We start from the raw sequence: 20,630 nt of genomic DNA, 5'->3' as shown, positions 1-20,630 counted from the left end.
CCCGTCTTGCAATTTGCCAAAGATTGACTTAGTTGCAGGTAGGTATCAATACCAAGGAGAAAAAAATGTCTGTTTCACGCTCGTTGAGTGCTGGCGATGTGTTTGAGGTTGATCTGCCAATGCGATGGGCGGATGCGGACATGCTGCGCCATATGAACAATACGGTTTACTTCCGCTTTATGGAGGAAGCCCGTATCCAGATGTTGGCAGCAGCAGGGTTAAAGGCAGCTGATGACGTTGGCAATGTCGTTGTTCATTGTTCATGCGACTTTTTGCGTGCCATCACCTATCCGGCTCGCGTTCGGGTTCGGTTAATCGTGGAGAAAGTGGGGCGTACCAGCCTGACTCAAATCAATGAGCTCTATGTGGTCGATGATCTGACTTTTGGGCCTTACGCCCGGGGCAAGACCGTTCTTGTGAGCATGGACAATGTCAATCATTGCCCTACGCCTTGGACCAAAGAAGCGCTCCTGGCGCTCGGTGCGGTCTGTTCGCCAAGTACCTGAAGTCGATAAGTTGCGAAACGCTTGGCCACTTGATCGCAAGTTAAACTCATACTGTATCGGCAATCATCCCCACTAAAACAGGCCCTGGAGCGGGCAAGGAGTCAATTGAATGGAAAAAGTCTATGCCAGTGCTGCGCAAGCACTCGCCGGCGTGGTCCAAGACGGCCAGACCATCGCGGTCGGCGGTTTTGGTCTTTGTGGCATCCCTGAAGCTTTGATTCAAGCCTTGCATGACAGCAAGGTCGGCAACCTGACTTGTATCAGTAATAACGCTGGTGTAGACGGGTTTGGCTTGGGCATGCTGCTGCAGACCCGACAAGTCAAAAAGATGATCGCTTCGTATGTGGGTGAGAACAAAGAGTTTGAGCGTCAGTATTTGGCTGGCGAGTTGGAGCTTGAGTTCACCCCGCAGGGCACACTGGCAGAGAAATTGCGTGCCGGCGGTGCGGGCATTCCGGCTTTCTACACCAAGACCGGTGTCGGAACGATTGTGGCCGAAGGCAAGGAAACCAAGGTATTTGATGGCCAGACGTATGTCATGGAGCGCTCGCTCGTGCCGGATGTCTCTCTGGTCAAGGCTTACATTGCCGATCGTAGCGGCAATCTGGTGTTTCGCAAAACTGCTCGTAACTTTAATCCGAATGTCGCGATGGCGGGCAAGGTAACGATTGTTGAAGTTGAGCGTGTCGTGGAAAAGGGTGAATTAGACCCTGACATGATCCATCTGCCGGGCATTTATGTGCATCGTATTGTGATTAATGACGCCCCAGAAAAACGCATAGAGCAGCGCACCTTGCGCGCGACCCAATAAAGGAGACAGGCCATGGCATGGACACGCGATGAAATGGCTGCACGCGCAGCGCGCGAATTGCAGGACGGTTTTTACGTAAATCTGGGCATAGGATTGCCTACTTTGGTGGCCAACTATGTGCCTGATGGCATTGAGGTTTGGTTGCAATCAGAAAATGGCTTGCTAGGCATTGGGCCGTTCCCGACTGAGGAAGAAGTCGACCCTGACATGATCAATGCTGGAAAGCAAACGGTGACGACCTTGCCTGGCTCATCGATTTTTTCTTCTGCTGATTCGTTTGCCATGATTCGGGGTGGCAAGATCAACCTGGCGATACTTGGAGCCATGCAAGTCTCTGAGAAAGGCGATTTGGCCAACTGGATGATTCCAGGCAAGATGGTCAAGGGAATGGGCGGTGCCATGGACTTGGTGGCTGGTGTCAGCCGGGTCGTGGTGTTAATGGAGCACGTGGCTAAAAAGAAAGATGGCACTGAGGACATGAAGCTCTTGCCTGAATGCACATTGCCATTGACTGGTGTTGGCGTGGTTGACCTCATCATCACCGACCTCGGTGTGTTGGAGGTTACTGAGAGCGGCTTGAAGCTTGTTGAGCTTGCGCCAGGCGTCACCGTCGATGAGATCAAGCTTAAAACCGCAGCCAAACTTGATGTATCGGCAGTGGCCTAAGTCACATGGGTCACTCTAGCCAAGCCCAGTTGCGTCTGGCTGCGCTCAGGGGCGCGATGCAGCGACATGGCATTGACGCGTGCTTGATGCCATCGGCGGATCCTCATTTATCCGAGTATTTGCCCGAGCATTGGCAAATACGGCGTTGGTTAACCGGATTTACCGGATCGGTTGGTACGGTGATCGTGACCCAGGCTCAGGCGCATCTGTGGGTCGATAGTCGCTACTGGGTTCAGGCTGAGCGTGAACTTTGCGCAACGGGTTTCGAGCTCAAGCGTATTGGTGTCGTGACTGATCCTGGTCCGCTGGCGTGGCTAGGGCAACATTTACGCAAGGGACAACGTCTGGCAGTGGACGGGCGAACACTGTCAGTCGCATTGCATGCTGAGCTTAAATCCCGTCTTGCCGATGATGTGGCAATTTGCCTCGACCTAGATTTGCCGGGACAGGTGTGGCAGGGTCGGCCAAGTTTGCCCTCTAACCCGGTGACGGTATGGTCAGAACAATTGGCCGGGCAGAGCAGGGCTGACAAGTTGGCAATGGTTCGGCAACAGATGCATGAGTGCGGTGCGACCCACCACTTGGTTAGTTCGCTCGACGATATTGCCTGGCTGTTGAATCTGCGTGGCAGTGATGTGCCCTTCAATCCGGTGTTCTTAGCGCATTTGTTGATTACTCGCACCTCGGCAACAATGTTTATTGATCCTGCAAAGCTCGACGGCAATATCGTGTCGGCGCTTGCCCATGATCAGGTCGCAGTTGCTCAGTATGATGCGCTTGCTGCGGCGGTGCGCGAGCTCGCCAATACCGATAGGCTGTGGATTGATCCTGCGCGCACCGCAAGCGCGTTTGTGCTGGCTTGTCCTGCAAAGCGCACTGAGGCTATCAATCCGAGCACTTTGGCCAAGGCCCGTAAAAACGATATTGAGCTTGCGCACTGGCGTGAGGTCATGGCAATTGATGGGGCGATGTTGTGCAGGTTTTTTGCTTGGCTTGATCGGGCAATCGCCAAACGTGCTGATGAGCCATTGACTGAACTGATGATTGATGAGCAGGTATGTGCCGCACGGGCACGGTCGGAGAAGTTCATTGGCCCAAGTTTTGCGACGATTGCCGCTTTTAATGCCAATGGAGCCATGCCGCATTATCGTGCCACACCCGATGCGCATGCCCGTATTGAGGGTGATGGACTTTTGTTGATCGATTCGGGTGGTCAATATGTCGGGGGCACCACTGATATCACTCGTATGGTCCCGGTTGGTGAAATCTCTGAGGAGCAGCGGCGAGATTGCACCCTGGTGCTCAAGGCAATGATTGCCTTGTCACGGCTGAAGTTTCCGCAAGGCATTGCCGCACCTTTGATTGATGCGGTGGCGCGTGCCGAATTATGGGCTCACGGACTGGACTATGGCCACGGGACTGGCCACGGCGTAGGTTACGGCCTAAATGTCCATGAAGGCCCACAGGTTTTGTCCTATCGAGCACCTATTAATCCCAATATGGCGCTACTGCCCGGGATGGTGACCTCGAACGAGCCAGGGCTTTACAGGCCTGGGCAATGGGGCGTAAGAATCGAGAATCTGGTTTGTGCTCAAGCCTCGGGCGACAAGGGTTTTGGGCAATTTTTACAGTTTGAAACCTTGACGATTTGTCCGATCGATATGCGTTGTATCGACGCTGATCAATTGTCGGGTGACGAACGTCAATGGATCAATGCGTACCATGGCAATGTCAGAGCAATTCTATCGCCACACCTTGATGGGCCTGATCTTCAATGGATGATGGAAAGAACAGAGCCACTGCCGCTATAATCCAAATTTCCTGCTAGCGACCCTTAGCCGGCGCGTCCTTATATGACCAAGTATGTATTTGTCACTGGCGGCGTGGTTTCATCCCTAGGTAAAGGGATTGCCGCCGCATCTTTAGCCGCTATCCTCGAGTCTCGCGGCCTCCAAGTAACCCTCCTCAAACTGGATCCGTACATCAACGTCGACCCAGGCACCATGAGCCCGTTCCAGCATGGTGAAGTGTTCGTGACCGAGGATGGGGCGGAAACTGACCTGGATCTGGGCCACTACGAGCGTTTTATCTCGGCCAAGATGCGTAAGGCCAATAATTTCACCACGGGTCAGATATACGAGTCAGTCTTGCGCAAAGAGCGACGAGGCGATTATCTGGGCAAGACCGTTCAGGTCATTCCTCACATCACCAACGAGATTCAGGAATTTATCATTCGCGGTGCCAGTCAAGCCTGGGATGGGGCAACTGATGTGGCTATCGTTGAGATAGGTGGTACTGTCGGTGATATCGAGTCCTTGCCGTTTTTGGAGGCAGCCCGCCAAATGAGTCTGCGCCTTGGGCGCCATCAGACCGCATTCGTTCACCTGACGCTGGTTCCCTACATTGCCACCGCGGGTGAGCTCAAGACCAAGCCTACTCAGCACTCAGTACAAAAATTACGAGAAATCGGCATTATTCCGAACGCATTGCTGTGTCGGGCTGATCGGCAGATACCGGATGATGAGCGGGCAAAGATTTCGATGTTCTCGAACGTTCCACTGGATGCGGTGATTTCGGTGTGGGATGCTAGCTCTATTTATGAAATTCCTGGCATGTTGCATGCGCAAGGTCTAGATAGTCTCATTTGCGATACCTTGGCGTTGAATGTTCCGGCTGCTGACCTGTCGATGTGGGACAACTTGCTCGATGCCATTGCGCACCCCGAGCACGAGGTTCGTATTGCCATGGTAGGCAAGTACGTTGATCTGACCGAGTCCTACAAGTCGTTGACTGAAGCGTTGAATCATGCCGGCATCCATACCCGATCCAAGGTTAGTGTGACCTACATTGATTCGGAAGATGTTGAGACTCAGGGGACCGAGGTTCTCGCCGAGTTTGACGCCATTTTGGTGCCGGGTGGATTCGGCAAGCGTGGTACTGAAGGCAAGATAGCTGCGATTCGTTATGCACGTGAGAACCACGTGCCGTATTTGGGTATTTGCTTGGGTATGCAGTTGGCCGTGGTTGAGTTTGCAAGGCACGTGGCAGGGCTCGGTGGTGCCAACAGTACGGAATTCGATCCGGCCGCTCCTCATCCGGTGGTTGCCTTGATCACCGAGTGGATGGATCGCGAGGGCAAGGTCGAAGTTCGAACCGAGGCATCTGATCTGGGCGGTACGATGCGTAAAGGCGCCCAGCGTTGCCCGGTCAAGGCGCAGACGCTCGCACATCGAATCTATGGTGATGAAGTCAATGAGCGTCACCGCCATCGTTATGAGGTCAATAACGTCTACGTTCCGAGGTTGGAGGAAGCTGGTTTGGTGATCAGTGCCCGAACGCCGACTGAGAATTTGCCTGAAATCATGGAACTACCTGATCACCCTTGGTTCATGGGTGTGCAGTTTCATCCTGAGTTCACCTCGACCCCGCGCGATGGTCACCCACTGTTTATCGGTTTTATTCGCGCCGCCTTGGCACACCAGGTCAAGCGCAAGGAGTCCCTATGAAACTTGCCGGCTACGAGGTGGGTCTGGATCAGCCTATCTTTGTGATCTCAGGGCCTTGCGTGATTGAATCACGTGACATGGCCATGGAGACCGCGGCGGCCTTAAAGGAAATCACGACCAAGCTTGGTATCGCTTTTATCTACAAAAGTTCGTTCGATAAAGCCAACCGTAGCTCGGCTACGTCATTTAGGGGCCTAGGCATGGATCAGGGGCTTCAAATTCTGTCTGATGTCCGCGAGTCACTCGGTGTGCCTGTGCTTACCGACGTGCATGATATCTCCCAAATCAAGCCGGTCGCTGAGGTGGTGGACGTATTACAGACGCCGGCATTTCTGTGCCGTCAAACCGATTTCATTCAAGCTTGCGCTGTCAGTGGTAAGCCAGTCAACATTAAAAAAGGTCAGTTCCTTGCGCCTGAAGATATGACCCAAGTGGTTCGCAAGGCTGAACTGGCTGCGACCGAGGCGGGTTTTGAGCCGCAGATCATGGTCTGTGAACGTGGCGCTTCGTTCGGTTATCACAACCTGGTCTCTGACATGCGATCCCTGGCAATCATGCGTCAGACTGGCTGCCCAGTGGTATTTGATGCCACACACTCGGTGCAGCTGCCTGGCGGTCAGGGAACCAGCTCTGGGGGGCAACGGGAATTCGTACCTGTTTTGTCGCGCGCGGCAGTCGCTGTTGGCGTGGCTGGTTTATTCATGGAAAGCCACCCGGATCCGGCCAAAGCACTATCAGATGGTCCTAATGCGGTACCCTTGAACAAGATGGAGCATTTACTGACTACGCTTGTAGAACTTGACCGGGTGACCAAGGCAGCAGGCTATCTGGAAAATAATTTTTAGACTCTTTTTAGTGATCATTTAGAAACCAATCGAGACGGAAACACATTATGAGCGCAATCGTAGACATCATCGGCCGGGAAATTATGGACTCTCGTGGTAACCCCACGGTGGAGTGTGATGTGCTGCTTGAGTCTGGTGCCATGGGTCGTGCCTCCGTACCATCTGGTGCGTCAACAGGTGAGCGTGAGGCCATTGAGCTGCGTGACGGTGATAAGGCACGCTTTCTTGGCAAGGGTGTGCTTAACGCTGTACAGAATATCAATACGGAAATCGCTGAAGCCTTGATGGGCTTGGATGCGCAGGAGCAGACGTTTATCGACCGTACCATGATCGAGCTTGACGGAACAGAGAGTAAATCACGTCTGGGTGCCAACGCCATTCTGGCCGTTAGCATGGCAGTCGCACGTGCCGCAGCCGAAGAATCTGGATTGTCTCTTTACCGTTATTTTGGTGGTAGCGGACCGATGGCCATGCCGGTGCCTATGATGAACGTGATTAATGGCGGAGCACACGCGAATAATTCGCTCGATCTTCAAGAGTTCATGATCCTACCGATTGGTGCTGCCTCGTTTCGTGAGGCGATCCGTATGGGCGCAGAAACATTTCATGCTCTTAAAAAACTCATCGACGAGCAGGGAATGTCCACGGCCGTTGGTGATGAGGGCGGATTTGCCCCCAGTGTTGCCAACCACGAAGCAGCGATTGAACTGATTCTGCGCGCGATCCAAAATGCAGGCTATGAGCCGGGTACTCAAATTGCACTTGGACTAGACTGCGCAGCTTCTGAGTTTTACCGCGACGGCCAGTACCATCTGGCGGGCGAAGGAAACCTAACGCTATCGTCTACCGACTTCGCCAACCTGCTGGCCACCTGGTGCGACAAGTACCCGATAATTTCCATCGAGGATGGCATGTCAGAAAACGATTGGGAAGGTTGGAAGACCCTGACGGATCTTTTGGGTAAAAAAGTGCAGCTTGTCGGTGATGATCTTTTTGTGACAAACACCAAGATCCTGAAGCAGGGTATTGATCAGAATATAGCCAACTCTATTCTCATCAAGATCAACCAGATTGGTACCCTAACCGAAACGTTCGCCGCCATCGAGATGGCTAAACGTGCTGGCTATACGGCTGTGGTGTCGCACCGCTCGGGCGAGACTGAAGATTCAACCATCGCCGATATTGCAGTTGCCACCAATGCCATGCAAATCAAGACTGGTTCGATGTCACGTTCGGATCGGATGGCCAAGTACAACCAGTTGTTGCGTATTGAGGAAGAGCTTGCTGAAGTGGCTAGCTATCCTGGTCGTGACGCCTTTTACAACTTGCGCTAACGGAGCAGCGCCATGCGGCTGATTTTTCTGACGCTGCTGGTGTTGTTTGTATTGGTTCAGTACCCCTTGTGGTTTGGGCAAGGGGGGTGGCTAGCTGTCTGGGATCTTCAGGCCAAGGTGGCTGAGCAACAGAGCATCAACGAGGGCTTGAAAGCTAGGAACCAGGCTATGGAGGCCGAAGTCGAGGATCTGCGCACTGGTAAGCAGGCTAGCGAAGAGCGGGCGCGCCGAGAGCTTGGCCTAATGCAGGAGAACGAGGTTTTTATTCAGGTTTTACCGGCTCAGCAGCCGCATAATGGCTCAAGCGCTGGTGCCGGTGCTTCAAATCTCAATTAATCGTCGAACAAGGTCTACCTGGTCGTTGACGATGGCTTTGCATAATCGCCAAATGGTCTAGTCGAATCGTCACTGGGTCAATGAGTTTGCGTACCCAAGGGCTTAGTGCCCGGTAGCGTACAGTGACTTGCACATTTAATTGGTTTGCCTCAAAAATTGTTTTTTGACTGCGAGGGCCTAGTCCGTTGCGACGTCCCCGACTGATTGACTGACGATGTTGCTCGAGAACGTGGTTGTGACGTATGACTGCAACCCCGAGTGATCTGCTCAAGTGCTTATCGATAAAGTCAGCCATCAGTGCATTAACCGGATCGGTTATGCAAACTTTCACTGGAAAGTCCAAATCTTTTGGCAGGTTCTTTTTTAACTGCTGCGCCAGCGCATCAATGGTGCCGTGTCTCAAAGCGGCGGCTTCTGTGGCTCGTTGCACAGACAATGCCAAGCGTTGGCGGGTGGTATGCCAATGGCTCACTTCAATGGCCATTGATCCCAGTAGCAGCAGAGGTAAGGCTGCAATGCACCATTGCACCATGGCACTACCGCGCAAAGATCGGGAGTTTGCTGTTGAGTTCGACATGTCATTATCATGCCCAACCCCGTTAGCATTCGATAGTCGTATGAATACGTAATGTCTATCACCAGCCGTTACTGAAGCTGATCCGTACCCTCTTGGCTGACTGACTTGAAAAGTGCCGCGGCGTCGACTGCATCAAAGCGGTATGGCGTCGAGCAGAACTCACAAGTCACTTCGACTTGGCCCTGTTCAGCGACGATCTCGTCGATTTCTTGTTTGCCAAGGTTACGTAGCATGTTGGCAACGCGAGTCCGATCACAGCCACAACGCCAGGTTGGATTACACGACTCAAGTCCAATGACGGGTGTCTCCCAAAACAGTCGGTGCAGTAGCGTTTCACTGTCAATTTCGATGAGTTCTTGGCTACTCACCGTGTCACATAATGTCTTGGCATGCTCCCATGAGGCAGCTAACGCATCCTCGGATGCGCCGCTCTTGCCCCCATCATGTGGCATGCGTTGTAATAAAAGTCCACCAAGCCGTTGCTCGCTAGCGGCTAACCAGATGCGTGTGTCTAGTTGCTCGGATTGACGCATGTAGTCTTCAAGGACAGCTGCTACTGAGTCGGCGGTAAGCGGCACAATGCCTTGGTAGGGTTGACGGCCCGGATTGTCGCGCGGCGGATTAAGTATTACAGAAAACCGGCCAAGCCCATCAGCGTTCAATAGAGCCTGTAGCCCGGCCTGACCCTCGAGCGGTTCATGGTTGAGTTTGATCGTCGCTCTGAGGCTCATGTCCTCGCGGCACTCCACCACAATTAACTTCACGACGCCATTGCCCTGTAATTGCAAAAGCAAAGAGCCGTCAAACTTGAGGTTTGCGGTCAGCAAAGTGGCGGCGGCGATCAGTTCGCCAAGCAGGCTACGTACAGCGGTGCTAGTCGGTTGGTGAGTCTGCGCCGTGCACCAGAGATCCTCTATTTGCACCGAGATGACGCGCGCGCTGCGGTCTTGCAATAAAAATTTGTTCAAACGGTCTGACTTGCTCATCAGCCAATCCGCTTAAGTGATTTGGCGTACAGGGCAGCCCGCTCTTGATAGTTCCTGTTGTTTGCATGCATGGTGGCAATCTCTTCGTCTGAGAGCGTGCGTACGATCTTGCCAATACCAATGACCAAGCTGCCGTCTGGAATCTCGCGTCCCTCGGGTATGATGGCGCCTGCTCCGATTAGACAGTTTTTACCGATCACGGCATGGTTAAGCACAATCGCCTGCATCCCAATCAGGGAGCCACTATGGATGGTGCAACCATGCAGCATGGCTTGGTGACCCACTGTGACGTTCTCATGCACCGTCAGAGGGGTGTCTGGATCCACGTGCAAGACACAACCTTCCTGGATATTCGATCCAGCACGAATATCAATTCGGATGTTGTCGCCCCGAATGCTGACGTTTGGCCAAATGCTTGCCCTCGCTCCGATGCGAACATCGCCGATGATGACGGCCGATTCGTGAACATAGGCGGAATCGTCAATTTGTGGGGTGAGATCTTCTAATTGATAGATAGGCATGGCGTGTTACCAGAGGGAGAATCAAAAAATCAGACTCGGCGTTACAGAAAATCAACCAGAGCCTGATACGCGCGTGTGTGCCAGGCAGATCGGCTGTGCGGGTCTGTGAGCGGCAAGCTGTGCCGATCGACCAAGCCTACTCGGATTTTTACACTGTCCTGATCTAACTGAGTGGTCTGCAATATACGGTTGATGATATCAAGGCGCATTCCATCACGCCATGCTTTGAACAGGCGCTCCTGAGTCGGACCTGTGTCTACCAGCACCCAAATCTCATGTTCATCATACGGGGACTTCTTGTTGGGCATGAAAGCCACTTCGGCCCACTTGATCTGGTGATCGAGCAGAACCGCTTGCTCAAGTTCCGACAGGCTCAAAGGCTGCTGCGACATACGATGCCAATGTTGGACTTGTCCAAGCACGCGCCAGTGCCCGTTGCCAAGGTCCTGGGCATAGATACCCGTGCGCCACCAGTCCGGCAGGACCGTGCTTAGATCCAGCGTATCCTTAAACGGCCAGGCTTGCACAAATTGGGCTGGGTCAGTCTGCCCGGCTCGATCTACACGTGATATTTCGAGCTCACCGGTTTGCCCGTTCGATTCGCTTGACTGATCGCTTTTGTTGGCTAGACGAACGTGATGTCCCGGGACGAGGTAACCACTGCTATGCGCCGGTTCATCGGGCCATTTGCGGTGACATTGTGAGATTAATAGTCCACAGCCGCTGACAAAGGTGGCCAAGTTCGGCTGTGCTCCATACAGCTTGGCAGACTGTTCTCGCCATTGGTGATGGAGGGTTTGGTCCAGAACGGCCAGACCGCTAACTGGTTGTGGGGTTGGCACATTGACCGGATCGGTTTTTAGGGCATCAATCAAGTGCGAGCCGGTAGTGACGATGTGGGTTACCTGACTAGGGAGATTGGCGGCAGCCGGTAGGCGATCTGTCAATACAACCGTATGCCCAAAGTAAAGCGCTGGCAGAATGGCCGCTAACAGCCCGGACTCCTCCCACGGTTTTAAGGTTGTCAGAACTTGCCGCGCCTGATCGGGAAACCAGTTGCTCGTCATCACGAAGCCTGGTAGCTGACCAATTAATGATTGATGGGCCAGCACCAGAGCCGACTGGGGCTCGATATCAGGTAAAGCATGGTCTGGCCAAACCATTAACGCTGGATCAGAGGGTAAACATTGAGAGGGCACATAGATTGCTGGCTGGCGTGCAATCAAGCCTCGCCAGCTCATGACGCGACCGTCGTAGACATCAATACCGACAATGTGTTTGATACGAGGACACTTGGCGATTGCGGCCAATGCCTCACCTTGGTTGGCGGCATCGATCAGCGCGACTTGACTGCGTGCCTGTTTGAGGCGAGGCAGCAACGCATCCGCACTGTTTAAAGCATTCATTGGCACAGCGACCGCGCGCACGGCCCAGCAGGCTAGCAGCGCCGTGAGCAGATCGCTCGGGTTTGACATCATGATCACCACTCGATCACCGGGGATCACACCCAAGCGAACCAAGCCGTTCGCAAGCTGGGCACTTACCTTGCCAAGCTCTGCGAAGGTCACCATGTCGGTATGCCCCGCCCGATTCTCAAATATCAGGGCAGGGCGTTGCTCGTGTCCTGGCAGGCCAGACCACTGGAAACAGCAGGCATTGGCCAGATTGAAGCCCTTAGGCACATGCCAGCGAAACGTTTCGTAAAGCTCTGGGTATGACTCCACCATCGGTCTGACGCCGTTTTAGTTTTGTGACAAAGGGTAAAGCATCGCCGACTCTATCGCACTTGGCAAGTGGCTAAGTGGCTTTTTTGTGCTTTGCAGCATGACGTAGGTGCTCTGGGATATCAACAATCCTGGTTTTTGCTAGCTTGTCGTGGAGAAATTGCCCATCTGAGCTGAACCAACTTGGTATAAAAATCAGGAATGGGGTCACAATGGCAAACGTATAAATCGCTGGCCAGCCAGTGATGAGCACCAACGCGTATATCAGCGCCATTCCCGCCAATGGGATCGGCCACATCAGCACATAGCGCGCTAATAACTGGTTGAAACTCGGGCGCAGTCCATTGGCTGCGACAAGTTTGATATGCCATGCCCGCATGGGCAAAGTTTGCCCGCCACGATGCCAACACAACAAAAAGTACGCGCCGATCGCAATAAAAAGCCAGACCTGACGGCCTGGCCTGAACATTAATGCGTGCTTGCTTTGAGTCAGCGTGTCAAAGAGATAGTCCGCTGTGAAGACGACACCAAACAGCAGAACGCCCTCGTACATCATTGCCGCGAATCGCTTGCCCCGAGATGCTGACGGCATCTCGGGGGCAGAGACAACATCTGGGGTTGCTGGTGTTTGCCGTGACATGTCGCGCATTATCGGACATTGTCAGAAACTTTGCAGGGCAAGCCCCTAAAGCGATTAGGCTGAACGAAATCCGGAAGTGCTGGTTTCACGCCCACTCAGTGCCCATGCGCGCAACTTGGCGAATACTCGACGGATGCCACGACCCATGGCTTCAATTGCTGCCCGCTGTGCAATGCCACGCAACTCCTGCTCCAGCAGGCCATGCTCAAGCGCATTGGTGATGAAACTCGTTTGTTGGGATTGCTTGTCCATTTCTTGCTCCAATTAGTCAAATCTAGTGGATAACCCTAATTATAGGGAAATCCCTAGGCTATCGCAATATCTAATTTGATTGGAGAATCCTAATAAATGAGGAGGTGTTGTTTTTTTACGCCACCGTCTACTCACTGGCGGGCTTTTTGGGGGGCGTATTGTTCACTGACCATCTCGAATATAAAAAGTCTGCAGTCCAATGCGCCATTAAAGAGCGGCATCCGGCGTTTGGGTTTGAGTCTCATTGCGCCGGGTAGCGCATGATCCGCACTAATCACGTTGACCTGCCAGCCGGAATAGTTTTGTTTTAATTGGGTGGCCCATTGTCCAAATAAATCGGCATCAATGGTCAAGCGCTCGCCGTAGGGTGGGTTAGTGATGATCATCCCGTTGGTCGCTGGGGGCCTTAACTCGCGAGCATCTCCAATCTGCCACTGAATGGTGTCTGGTTTAAGCCCAGCGCGTTTGGTATTTGCTTGAGCGGCGGCAATCGCTTGGGGTGAAATATCAGAGCCCACGATAGGCGCCGCTAGCTCAGTCAGGATTGATTCGGTTGCAGCTTGCCGCATCGCTTGCCACTTGCTCGCATCATGGCCGCGTAGTCGCTCAAAGGAAAACGGTCGGTTGATGCCAGGCGGAATATTTAACGCCTTCCAAGCGGCTTCAATCAAAATCGTGCCGCTGCCACAAAACGGGTCGAGCAATGCCATGTTTGATTGCCATCCACTGAGGCTTAACAGCCCCGCCGCCAGATTCTCGCGTATCGGTGCCTCAGCCTTGTCCAGGCGCCATCCACGTTTGAACAGAGACTCACCCGATGTGTCGAGATAGAGTGTGGCGCTGTCATGCGTGAGAAAGGAATGCACACGGACATCTGGCCTCACGGTGTCGATCGATGGTCTGGCGCCTTCTTTGGCCCGCAGCCGATCACAAATACTGTCTTTGACCAATAAATTGCAGTACTGCAGACTTTGCATGGGACTGCGAATCGCGGACGTGTCAACGCGCAGGGTTTTTTCCGGGCCGAGCCAGCGCTCCCAGTTCACGTCCAGTGCCAACTGTCTGAGATCATCTTCTGTAGACGCTTTGGCATGAGCCACTTGCACCAGAATACGTGTTGCAAGTCGGCTATGAAGATTGGCACGCCAAACATCCGACCAGTTCCCAGCAAATTGACAACCCGCCTGTCCAGTTCGGACGTTGGTCAATCCTATGACGCTAAGTTCTTGTGCGAGCGCCTCTTCAAGGCCACGCGGGCAGGATGCAAACATCTCAAAGCGTTCAGACTCCGCTGGCGCGTGTCCGATCTCATTGGCTAAGTCGGTTTGACGCTTGCGAGTGCTTTGATGGGCGGGGCGAGCAGGCGTGGGCCTATTGGGTCTCGATGGTCTATCGGGCGGTGCTGGTTGCGATTGCGTGCGCCGCTGTTCGGTTTGTACCCGCCGTTGATGATGGGCGCGAGCGCCACTTTTGGAGGTCGTGCTCTTGTTGAGCTGACTCGTCTGATCGGTGGTGGCGTTTTTGGGCTTGAGTGTGAGTTTGCCTGGCTTGGATTCTTTAGGGCGGGTTGAGTCAGAGGTGTTGGAGGAGTCAGAAGGATCGGACATAGCGTCTGCTTAGAAAGGTTTGAGCACCACCATGGCAATGATGGCCAGCATCAACACCACTGGGATTTCGTTGAACCAGCGATAAAAGACATGCGAGTGAGGGTTGGTGCCTTGTTCAAACAGTGTTAGGTAATGTTTGCATACCAAGTGATAAACAATGATCAACCCGACCAGAATCAGTTTGACGTGCATCCAGCCATTGCCGGCCCCCATGCCAATGCCGTAATAAAGATACAGCCAAAGGCCAAAGCCCACTGCCGGGAAAGCCAGAATGGTCATGAAACGGTAAAGACGGTGGCTCATGCCGATTAGGGTTTGTTTGACAGCTGGGTCAGTGGCTTGTGCGAGATTCACGTAAATACGCGGTAGATAGAATAGGCCTGCAAACCAGGATGCCATAAATAAAATATGGAATGTCTTAACCCAAAGGATCGCTACCGGAGAGAAAAACAGAACAAATGCGAGTAAGGCGATGAGAAGGACTGTAACTGTGGCAATCCATAACGATTTCATTACTGCTTTTCCTTTGTTTGCATTTCTATTTGCTTTTTTCCACAGCCTGGTTCTAGCCGCGTGTTTGGCCCTCGCCATGCAACACCCATTTCTGGGTGGTTAGACCCTCGAGACCCACAGGTCCGCGCGCGTGTAAACGGTTGGTCGATATGCCAATTTCAGCGCCGAGACCATATTCAAACCCATCCGCAAAACAAGTTGGCAAGTTGACATAGACAGAGCTAGAGTCGACCTCGCGCTCAAACCGGCGCGCGGCGTCCACATCTTGAGTGACGATAGCATCCGTATGTCCAGAGCCCCATCGGGCGATGTGTTCCATGGCATCATCGATTGAGTCAACCACACGGACCGCAAGGATGGGTGCGAGGTATTCCTCTGCCCAGTCTTCGTCGGTTGCAGGAGTCATCGCAGGGCAAATCGTACGGGTAATTTCGCAGCCTCGAAGCTCGACACCGTGTTCAGCCATGGCGCTTTCGATTTTTGGTAAGAAATCGTTGGCTACCCGGCGATGTACGAGCAAAGTCTCCATGGCGCCACAGATGCCGTAGCGGTAGGTCTTGGCGTTGATGGCAATTTTGAGCGCTCGCTCCAAATCAGCATGCTCGTCAACATAAACATGGCAATTACCATCAAGATGTTTGATCAGAGGCACCCGAGCTTCATCCTGCAGTCGTCGAATCAGGCTTTTGCCACCTCTCGGTACTATCACATCTACATACTCAGTCATCTTGACGAGATGCCCGACAGCCTGACGGTCAGTGGTTTCAATTAACTGTACCGCGTCTTTGGGCAAAGCAGTCTGCAACATCGCTTCACGCAAAATACCAGCTAACGCCATGTTGGTATGAAATGCCTCACTGCCGCCGCGCAAAATGCAGGCATTGCCAGACTTTAAACAAAGCGCAGCTGCATCAATAGTGACATTGGGACGTGATTCGTAAATGATGCCGATTACTCCGAGTGGTACCCGCATCTGCGAGACCCGCATTCCGTTAGGGCGCACGATGGTATTGCCAAGGCTGCCGATTGGATCAACCATCTCTGCAACTTGCCGCAAGCCCTTGGTCATGGTCATCAGTGTCTTATCTGACAATCGTAGACGGTCAACCATGGCAGGCGACAATTCGTGCTTGACTGCGGCATCGAGGTCTTCCTGATTGGCCTGAAACAGTGCTGTTTGCGACTCATCGATATGCTGCGCAATCATCATCAAAGCTTTTGATTTTTCTGCATCGGTGGCGCGTGCCATTTCACGTGCAGCGGACTTGGCTCGCTGGCCGATCGCATCAAGAGTTTGGGCTAGATCATTCATGGTCATTCGATGAGGTGATGGACGCCAGCTGTTTGGAACATCCATCAGCCTGGACAGGTAGCTATTAGTTTAGCCTGAGCGGCTAGCGGCAATGCTCATGCCAAGCCGGGCCATTTCATGCCAGGCATCTGAAAGTCGCCCTGGCACAGGCAGTCCTTTGATGATTCTGTCTATATCGTGTGCGTGTGCCACGGCTCGCCGCCAGCGAGCGGGACTCACCCGACCGTAGGCAGCTCTGGCCCGTTGCTCGCGTTGACCGAATAGTCGTTGCGCCTTGAGTGCAGCATTCAGTGGCTGACCGCGAGCGACAGACTGACTGATTCGGTCCAGCGTTCGAATGTCTTCGCTGATGGCCCAGAGCACCAAGGGGGGCGCCTCACCCTCTGCTTTAAGGCCCCAGAGTACGCGTAGCATACGGCTTGAGTCGCCATCAAGCATGGCGTCACGCAGGGCAAACACGTCATAGCGAGCGACATTTAAAACAGCTGCCTGACATTGTTCGAGCGTGACTTCGCCAGAAGGGTGCAACAGGGCGAGTTTTTGAATTTCCTGATGGGCGGCCAGCAAGTTGCCTTCGACGCGGTCAGAGAGCCATTGAAGGGCCTCATTGTTCATGTGCTGATTTTGTTGGGCGAGCCGTTGAGCAATCCATTTGGGTAAGGCGGCTCGGCCAACATCAGGTAGATCGATAACGGCTGCAGCCGCCAGTAATGTCTTGGCCCAGCGCGTCTCACGGGCACTTCGGTCCATGCCTGTTAACTTGATGACCGTGAATACATCGTTTGCGAGCTGGCCTGCACATTGATTCGCGATCGTTTCCATAGCCTGGGCGCCAGACTTGCCAGGCTTGCCGCCAGGCAAAAAGATCTCCACCATTTGTCGCTCGCCAAATAGCGAGCCGCTGGCGCCAACACCAAACACGGTCTGCCAATCGCTACGACTATCCATTACAAATCGATGCTGATCGGTAAACCCTTCTTGGCGAGCTCTTTCGCGCAATTTGTCAGCGGCCTCGAATACCAGCAGTGGTTCATGACCAATCAGCACAACCAATGCCGGTAGAGGCTGATTTGCCGCAAATGTTGGCACGACATCACTCCTTATTTGTGGTTCGCCTTGAGCTCAGCATACCGTTTGGTAACATCAGGAGCGCTAATGCGTCTAACAATACGAGACACCAAGCTTGCTTGCATTTGTTCAAAGAGAGTGGCTTCTTCCCCTTCCTTGGCCTGTACCACCCGGTCATCGAAAGGCAGGTTCCGAACGACGCGTAAGGTCGTGTTCGGCAAGATGATATCGCCATCGGGTGTAGTCACATTAAAGGTATAGGTCAAGGTCAGTTCGTATTCCTCAACTCTGCCTTGAGCATTTAGCGATACTTCACGTGCGTCTCGTGTTTCAGAGATTTGTTGCAGCACAGCATCATAGGCGATGTCGGGCTGTTCAACTAATCTGGTGTTCGGTGAGGCTGCTTTGATGCTTCGACGCAAGTCAGCGCCGAACGCCGAGTTCTCCGGGACCTTCATCAGAAGCGTATCAAAGGGCAGGGGAGTCGACCCCTGCAGCTTAAAACCACATGCACTGACAGCTAGCATCAGAGCTGCGATTGCCAGCAACCATAAAGCACGGGGACTGGAGCTTACTCGTGCATTGCTGGTTTTGGTTACATCCATGGCATGCATGTTCTGTCCTTTTAAGGTTATCTAACCAACCACGTTTACGAGCTTGCCGGGCACAATGATAATGCGTTTGGGTGCGCCAGTATTGAGGTGTTTTTTGACAGAATCGTGGCTCACTGCCTGCGCTTCGATAGTTGCTTTATCTGCATCGGCGCCGACGGTTAGGCTACCTCGAACTTTACCGTTGACTTGTAGCACCAGCTCAATCGAGTCAGCCTTGAGGGCTTTGTCATCTACGGTTGGCCAACTGGCATCAAGGAGGTCACCAAAGGAATCGCTGAACTTCAAGTCGCGCCACAGTTGCCAGGTAATGTGTGGAACAACGGGGTAAAGCACGCGCAACAGGATGCTGAAGATTTCTGCCGCAGCTGCAGCAGCCTTGGCAAGGCTGGCGTTGAGTTTTGCGTCTTCAATTGCATTGAGCATTTTCATGCAAGCAGAGACAACCGTGTTGTATTGAATTCGCTCATAGTCGTAGTCGGCTTGCTTGAGCAATCCATGGATGGTGCGCCGCAAATTGGCAACGACCTCATCAGCATCTGCCCAGTCAGCGGCATGGCCGAGACTGAGACCTTGTTCGATGAGTGCACGGTGATGGTGGGCACTTGCCCAGAGTCGCCTTAAAAATCGAAGTGAACCGTCTACGCCAGAGTCTGACCATTCCAGCGTCTGCTCTGGGGGGGCAGTGAACATGACAAACAGGCGAGCCGTATCTGCCCCTTGATTTTCAATCAGCGACTGGGGGTCAACACCGTTGTTCTTGGACTTGGACATCGTGCCGACACCGCCATACTGGATTTCACGTCCATCAGCTTTTAACCGTGCGCCGGTGATGGCACCCTTGCTGTCGTAGATATTTTCCACTTCCTCCGGCCAGAAGTACTCAATGCCACCCCGTTCGTTTTTCTCAAAGTAGATGTGGTTCAGTACCATACCTTGCGTGAGTAGGCGAACAAATGGCTCATCGAATTTGACCAGACCTAGGTCTCGCATTACTTTGGTCCAGAATCGGGCGTAGAGCAAATGTAAAACAGCGTGCTCAATGCCACCGATGTACTGATCCATCGGCATCCAGTAATCATTTCTGACATCGACCATCGCCTGGTCATTATCAGGCGAGGTGTAACGCATGAAATACCAGGATGAGTCGACAAACGTATCCATGGTGTCAGTTTCACGCTTGGCTGGCTTGCCACACTTTGGGCACTGACAAGACAAAAAGCCCTCGTGTTTGGCTAAAGGGTTGCCCGAGCCGTCCGGAATCAAATCTTCTGGCAAGACCACCGGCAGATCTTTTTCAGGTACCGGCACGGGACCGCAGTCCTGGCAATGAATAATCGGGATGGGTGTGCCCCAATAGCGCTGGCGAGAAATACCCCAGTCTCGCAAGCGCCAAGTTGTCTGACGTTCGCCTACACCCATGGATTGCAGCCTTTCGGCGATGGTTGTTATTGCTTGAGCAGATGTCAACCCGTCAAACTCACCGGAATGAACCAAGGTCCCCGCCTGTTTGTCGGCGTACCATTCTTGCCATTGCCGATCATCAAAAGTGTGGCTGCCGACTTGTACCACCTGCTTGATCGGCAGGCCGTACTTTAGAGCAAACGCAAAGTCCCTCTCGTCATGAGCAGGCACGCCCATAACAGCACCCCCACCGTAGCTCATGAGCACGTAGTTGCCAACCCACAGAGGCACTGCCTCGCCGGTCAGCGGGTGCATCACTTTCAGCCCAGTGTCTACCCCTTCCTTTTCTCGGGTGGCAATCTCGGCTTCAGTTTGCCCGCCTTGCTGGCAGCGCTCGATAAATTTAGCTAATTCAGGATTTGATCTGGCAGCATGTGCCGCTAATGGGTGCTCGGGTGCTACTGCACAAAAGGTTACGCCCATGATGGTGTCTGCGCGGGTAGTAAACACAAACATCTGACCATCTTGAATCAGGCTGCCTTGACCATCTTTGATCGTGTGACTGAATGCAAAGCGAACACCTTCGCTTTTACCGATCCAGTTTTCTTGCATGGCGCGGACTCGATCTGGCCAGCCATCTAGTTTGTCTTTGACGTAAGAAAGTAATTCATCGGCGTAGTCTGTGATTCTTAGGTAGTAACCAGGAATCTCGCGTTTTTCAACTGGTGCCCCAGACCGCCAGCCCTTGCCATCGATTACTTGTTCGTTAGCCAGCACCGTGTTGTCGACCGGATCCCAATTAACGACCTGGGTCTTGCGATAGGCAATGCCTTTTTCCAGCATTTTCAGGAAAAGCCACTGGTTCCATTTGTAGTATTTCGGATCGCAGGCGCACATCTCGCGTGACCAGTCAATGGCCAACCCCATCGACTTCATTTGCTTTTTCATGTACGCGATGTTGTCGTAGGTCCATTTGGCTGGAGGTACATTGGACTTCATGGCTGCGTTCTCGGCTGGCATGCCGAAGGCATCCCAGCCCATGGGCATCAGCACGTTAAATCCCTTCATGCGCAGCTGCCGGGTCATCATGTCATTGATGGTGTAGTTGCGAACGTGCCCCATATGCAGCTTGCCACTTGGGTAGGGCAACATGGAACAGGCGTAAAACTTAGGTTTGGGGTTGCCCGACGAGTCTTTGGCGTCTTCAGTTACAGCGTAGACATTGTGCGTGTTCCAGGCGGCCTGAACGGCGGGTTCGACGTCGGTGGGTTGGTAGCGTTCCTGCATGAATCTTCTTTGTCTGGGGTTATGTTGATGGTGGGCGCTTGTGCCTACCCGCCATTATAGGGATTGGGTGAGGCCAGGGAATGGTGACAAACAAAAAACCCCGCTATCAACGACGAGGCGGGGT

At 53.2% G+C, this 20,630-nt stretch carries 20 protein-coding genes; 8 read left to right on the top strand and 12 right to left on the bottom strand.

Annotated features, from left to right (window positions below; genetic code table 11):
- Positions 1-65 precede the first annotated feature (65 nt).
- The 8 genes from DHf2319_RS08490 to ftsB all read left to right on the top strand — a co-directional run bounded on the left by DHf2319_RS08490 (position 66) and on the right by ftsB (position 8,004).
- The gene (locus DHf2319_RS08490) at positions 66-506 is read left to right on the top strand and encodes an acyl-CoA thioesterase (RefSeq protein WP_243477788.1); all 441 of its coding nucleotides are present in this window, start codon (positions 66-68) and stop codon (positions 504-506) included.
- A gap of 109 nt (positions 507-615) precedes the next feature.
- Entirely contained in the window at positions 616-1,317 is a 702-nt protein-coding gene (locus DHf2319_RS08485; protein WP_243477787.1) for a CoA transferase subunit A, read from the top strand.
- Between the two features lie 12 nt (positions 1,318-1,329).
- Complete coding sequence (locus DHf2319_RS08480; RefSeq protein WP_243477786.1) at positions 1,330-1,983, top strand: CoA transferase subunit B; 654 nt, start codon at positions 1,330-1,332, stop codon at positions 1,981-1,983.
- A 5-nt stretch (positions 1,984-1,988) separates the two neighbouring features.
- On the top strand, positions 1,989-3,794 hold the full coding sequence (locus DHf2319_RS08475; RefSeq protein WP_243477785.1) for an aminopeptidase P family protein: 1,806 nt from the start codon (positions 1,989-1,991) through the stop codon (positions 3,792-3,794).
- A gap of 42 nt (positions 3,795-3,836) precedes the next feature.
- Positions 3,837-5,489 (top strand): CTP synthase, encoded by a 1,653-nt coding sequence (gene pyrG, locus DHf2319_RS08470; RefSeq protein WP_243477784.1) that lies wholly within the window; start codon positions 3,837-3,839, stop codon positions 5,487-5,489.
- Positions 5,486-6,334 (top strand): 3-deoxy-8-phosphooctulonate synthase, encoded by an 849-nt coding sequence (gene kdsA, locus DHf2319_RS08465; protein ID WP_243477783.1) that lies wholly within the window; start codon positions 5,486-5,488, stop codon positions 6,332-6,334. The genes pyrG and kdsA overlap by 4 nt, the downstream gene beginning before the upstream one ends.
- Before the next feature lie 47 nt (positions 6,335-6,381).
- Positions 6,382-7,668 carry a phosphopyruvate hydratase gene (eno, locus tag DHf2319_RS08460; protein ID WP_243477782.1) on the top strand — a complete coding sequence of 429 codons (1,287 nt, stop codon included), beginning with the start codon at positions 6,382-6,384 and terminating at the stop codon, positions 7,666-7,668.
- A gap of 12 nt (positions 7,669-7,680) precedes the next feature.
- Complete coding sequence (gene ftsB / locus DHf2319_RS08455) at positions 7,681-8,004, top strand: cell division protein FtsB (RefSeq protein WP_243477781.1); 324 nt, start codon at positions 7,681-7,683, stop codon at positions 8,002-8,004.
- Here the strand turns inward: ftsB and DHf2319_RS08450 are convergent.
- From DHf2319_RS08450 to leuS, 12 genes are all read right to left on the bottom strand, one after another.
- The gene (locus DHf2319_RS08450) at positions 7,997-8,581 is read right to left on the bottom strand and encodes a TadE/TadG family type IV pilus assembly protein (RefSeq protein ID WP_243477780.1); all 585 of its coding nucleotides are present in this window, start codon (positions 8,579-8,581) and stop codon (positions 7,997-7,999) included. The genes ftsB and DHf2319_RS08450 overlap by 8 nt on opposite strands.
- A 68-nt stretch (positions 8,582-8,649) precedes the next feature.
- Positions 8,650-9,567: an Hsp33 family molecular chaperone HslO gene (hslO, locus tag DHf2319_RS08445; protein WP_243477779.1), complete on the bottom strand. Its 918-nt coding sequence runs from the start codon at positions 9,565-9,567 to the stop codon at positions 8,650-8,652.
- Positions 9,567-10,088 (bottom strand): gamma carbonic anhydrase family protein, encoded by a 522-nt coding sequence (locus DHf2319_RS08440; RefSeq protein ID WP_243477778.1) that lies wholly within the window; start codon positions 10,086-10,088, stop codon positions 9,567-9,569. The genes hslO and DHf2319_RS08440 overlap by 1 nt, the downstream gene beginning before the upstream one ends.
- A gap of 41 nt (positions 10,089-10,129) precedes the next feature.
- Positions 10,130-11,815 (bottom strand): class I adenylate-forming enzyme family protein, encoded by a 1,686-nt coding sequence (locus DHf2319_RS08435; RefSeq protein WP_243477777.1) that lies wholly within the window; start codon positions 11,813-11,815, stop codon positions 10,130-10,132.
- Between the two features lie 70 nt (positions 11,816-11,885).
- A complete protein-coding gene (locus DHf2319_RS08430; protein ID WP_243477776.1) occupies positions 11,886-12,452 on the bottom strand; it encodes an RDD family protein in 567 nt (188 codons plus the stop codon).
- A 54-nt stretch (positions 12,453-12,506) separates the two neighbouring features.
- Entirely contained in the window at positions 12,507-12,704 is a 198-nt protein-coding gene (locus tag DHf2319_RS08425; RefSeq protein WP_243477775.1) for a hypothetical protein, read from the bottom strand.
- Between the two features lie 131 nt (positions 12,705-12,835).
- Positions 12,836-14,311 (bottom strand): THUMP domain-containing class I SAM-dependent RNA methyltransferase, encoded by a 1,476-nt coding sequence (locus DHf2319_RS08420; protein ID WP_243477774.1) that lies wholly within the window; start codon positions 14,309-14,311, stop codon positions 12,836-12,838.
- A gap of 9 nt (positions 14,312-14,320) precedes the next feature.
- Positions 14,321-14,743, bottom strand: coding sequence for a CopD family protein (locus DHf2319_RS08415; RefSeq protein WP_256462174.1), 423 nt, complete (start codon positions 14,741-14,743; stop codon positions 14,321-14,323).
- A 133-nt stretch (positions 14,744-14,876) separates the two neighbouring features.
- On the bottom strand, positions 14,877-16,136 hold the full coding sequence (locus DHf2319_RS08410; RefSeq protein WP_243477773.1) for a glutamate-5-semialdehyde dehydrogenase: 1,260 nt from the start codon (positions 16,134-16,136) through the stop codon (positions 14,877-14,879).
- Positions 16,137-16,205: 69 nt separating this feature from the next.
- Positions 16,206-17,225: a DNA polymerase III subunit delta gene (gene holA / locus DHf2319_RS08405; protein ID WP_243477772.1), complete on the bottom strand. Its 1,020-nt coding sequence runs from the start codon at positions 17,223-17,225 to the stop codon at positions 16,206-16,208.
- An 11-nt stretch (positions 17,226-17,236) separates the two neighbouring features.
- Positions 17,237-17,809 (bottom strand): LPS-assembly lipoprotein LptE, encoded by a 573-nt coding sequence (locus DHf2319_RS08400; RefSeq protein WP_243477771.1) that lies wholly within the window; start codon positions 17,807-17,809, stop codon positions 17,237-17,239.
- Positions 17,810-17,839: 30 nt separating this feature from the next.
- Complete coding sequence (gene leuS, locus DHf2319_RS08395; RefSeq protein WP_243477770.1) at positions 17,840-20,506, bottom strand: leucine--tRNA ligase; 2,667 nt, start codon at positions 20,504-20,506, stop codon at positions 17,840-17,842.
- Positions 20,507-20,630 lie beyond the last annotated feature (124 nt).

This window comes from Orrella daihaiensis (assembly GCF_022811525.1).
Taxonomy (GTDB): domain Bacteria; phylum Pseudomonadota; class Gammaproteobacteria; order Burkholderiales; family Burkholderiaceae_B; genus Algicoccus; species Algicoccus daihaiensis.
This window is presented reverse-complemented; position numbering and strand designations above follow the sequence as displayed.